The organism is Paenibacillus vortex V453, from assembly GCF_000193415.1.
Taxonomy (GTDB): domain Bacteria; phylum Bacillota; class Bacilli; order Paenibacillales; family Paenibacillaceae; genus Paenibacillus_AQ; species Paenibacillus_AQ glucanolyticus.
This window is the reverse complement of the sequence record NZ_ADHJ01000029.1, coordinates 1-2,999: the sequence shown is the minus strand read 5'-3', so window position 1 is coordinate 2,999 and position 2,999 is coordinate 1. Positions and strand designations below refer to the sequence as shown.

General features: G+C 58.4%; 1 protein-coding gene. It reads left to right on the top strand.

Annotated elements, in window-relative coordinates; all coding sequences use genetic code 11:
- The coding region (locus PVOR_RS29235; RefSeq protein ID WP_006210605.1) for a beta strand repeat-containing protein at positions 1-2,999 on the top strand (2,999 nt) is incomplete at both ends.

Here is a 2,999-nt window from a genome sequence, read left to right as displayed (position 1 = left end):
AACAGGAATCATGGGTTTAACGGGATCTACGGGAGCGGCAGGTACTACAGGTTCAACGGGCCCAACAGGAAGCACAGGTGTCACAGGATCCACCGGTCCAACGGGTCCGATCGGTGTAACTGGTAACACGGGTTCAACCGGAGTAACAGGCCTAACCGGATCGACGGGAGCCATTGGGGTAACAGGTGTTACAGGATCCACAGGTCCAACTGGTGTTACAGGCTCGATTGGTGGAACAGGGGCAACAGGCGTTACAGGAGCAATCGGAGCCACGGGTAATACAGGAAGCACTGGAGTTACAGGTTCTACAGGCCCAACCGGAGTTACGGGATCAACAGGATCAACGGGTGTAACGGGCGCGACAGGAGCCATTGGTGCAACCGGCGTTACAGGTTCAACTGGCCTGGCAGGTGCTACTGGAGTTACAGGTCCAACAGGAGGAATCGGGGTAACAGGAGCAACCGGCCCGACTGGGGTAACCGGAGTCACGGGATTAGCAGGTCCAACTGGCGTAGCAGGAACAACAGGCCCAACTGGATTAACAGGGGTAACGGGATCCACTGGCCCAACTGGTGCGACAGGTTCAACGGGAGCAACAGGATCAACGGGTGCAACCGGTGTTACAGGAACAACAGGCATTACAGGTCCAACAGGAAGCACAGGTGTCACAGGAGCAACTGGGATAACCGGAGTAACAGGCCCAACCGGTGCGACAGGAGCAATAGGAGCCACGGGTTCAACAGGATCTACTGGCGCAACAGGCGCGATAGGAGTCACCGGAGCAACAGGCTCAACGGGAGTAACAGGTCCGACTGGTGCCACAGGTTCAACAGGTGTAACAGGCCCAATGGGATTAACCGGTCCAACAGGAGCCACCGGAGTAACAGGCTTGACTGGAGCAACAGGGGCAGCAGGAGTAACAGGCGTCACGGGTTCAACGGGCCCAACAGGAGCAACAGGCTCTACAGGCTCAACCGGCGCTACGGGAGCGACGGGAGCAACAGGCCCAACAGGATCGACCGGTTCAACGGGGGTAACCGGAGGAACAGGGGCAACTGGTGCAACAGGCTCAACGGGAGTAACAGGCCCGATTGGAGTAACAGGAGCAACCGGCGTTACAGGAGCAATAGGGGCCACGGGCTCAACAGGAGCCATCGGGGCAACCGGTGTTGCAGGATTAACAGGAAGCACAGGTGTCACAGGAGCCACCGGAGTAATAGGTCCAACGGGACCAATCGGTGCAACCGGAGCCACAGGTCCGACTGGAGGAACTGGAGTAACAGGCGTCACGGGTTTGACGGGACCAACAGGTTCAGCAGGAGTAACGGGTGCTACAGGTGCAACCGGCGTAACAGGCCCAACTGGTGCAACAGGGTCAACGGGAGTAACAGGCCCGATTGGGGTAACCGGAGGAACGGGGGCAACTGGTGTCACTGGTGCCACCGGAGTTACGGGATTAGTAGGTCCAACTGGTATCACAGGAGTAACCGGGATAACCGGTCCAACCGGAGCAACTGGGGCTGTTGGCGCCACGGGTTCGACAGGAGTAACAGGTCCGACCGGTGTAACTGGTAACACGGGTTCAATCGGCGTAACAGGATCCACAGGCTCGACCGGAGCCACAGGAGTTACGGGAATAACTGGTCCAACTGGCGTAACAGGAACAACAGGCCCAGTTGGATTAACAGGGGTAACGGGATCCACTGGCCCAACTGGCCCAACTGGCTCAGCGGGAGTTACAGGTGTAACTGGAGTCACCGGTCCGACCGGTGTAACCGGAGCAACAGGAGCAGCAGGCTCAACAGGAGCAACCGGGCCGATTGGTGTAACTGGTAACACGGGTTCAACCGGCGCGACAGGAGCCATTGGGGTAACCGGTGTTACAGGATCCACAGGAGTCACAGGTCCGACAGGAGGAACAGGGGCAACTGGTGCAACAGGCTCAACGGGAGTTACAGGTCCAACTGGGTTAATAGGAGCGACCGGCCCGACTGGTGTAACTGGTAACACCGGGGCAACCGGAGTAACGGGCCCAACCGGCGCTACAGGATCCCCAGGCTTGACTGGTCCAACGGGAGTCACCGGTCCAACTGGAGTTACAGGAACAACAGGAAGCACTGGCGTCACAGGAGCAACCGGGTTAACTGGAGTAACAGGCTCGACCGGCGTTACAGGTTCTACAGGCCCAACAGGTGCCACCGGAGTTACCGGATTAACCGGTCCAACTGGCATTACAGGAGTTACGGGAGCAACAGGAGCAGCGGGTGTAACGGGCCCGGCTGGAGCCATTGGTGCAACCGGGCCGATCGGTGTAACTGGTAACACGGGTTCAACCGGGGTAACAGGCCCAACCGGCGCGACAGGAACTGCCGGAGTCACCGGTCCAACTGGTTTAACAGGAGGAACCGGAAGTACGGGTCCAACCGGAGCAATCGGAGCTACTGGTGTCACAGGAGCAACCGGAGTTACAGGATTAGCAGGGCCAACTGGTATTACAGGAGCAACCGGCATAACCGGTCCAACTGGAGTTACGGGAGCAATCGGTCTAACTGGTAACACAGGCCCAACAGGCCCAACAGGTGCAACTGGCTCAACGGGAGTTACAGGTCCGACTGGAGCGACAGGTTCAACAGGTGTAACAGGCGCGATTGGTGCAACAGGTTCAACTGGTGCAACCGGCGTTACAGGTCCAACAGGAAGTACTGGTGTCACAGGAGCAACTGGGATAACCGGGGTAACAGGCCCAACGGGGCCGATCGGTGTAACTGGTAACACGGGGGCAACCGGTGTTACAGGATCCACAGGCTCGACCGGGTCAACGGGTGTAACAGGCGTTACAGGTTCAACTGGCCCGACCGGCCCGATTGGTGTAACTGGTAACACGGGTTCAACCGGAGTAACAGGCCCAACCGGCTCGACTGGAGCCATTGGAGTAACCGGTGCTACAGGATCCACAGGTTCGTCTGGTCCAACAGGAGCAACGGGTGTAACCGGTCCTA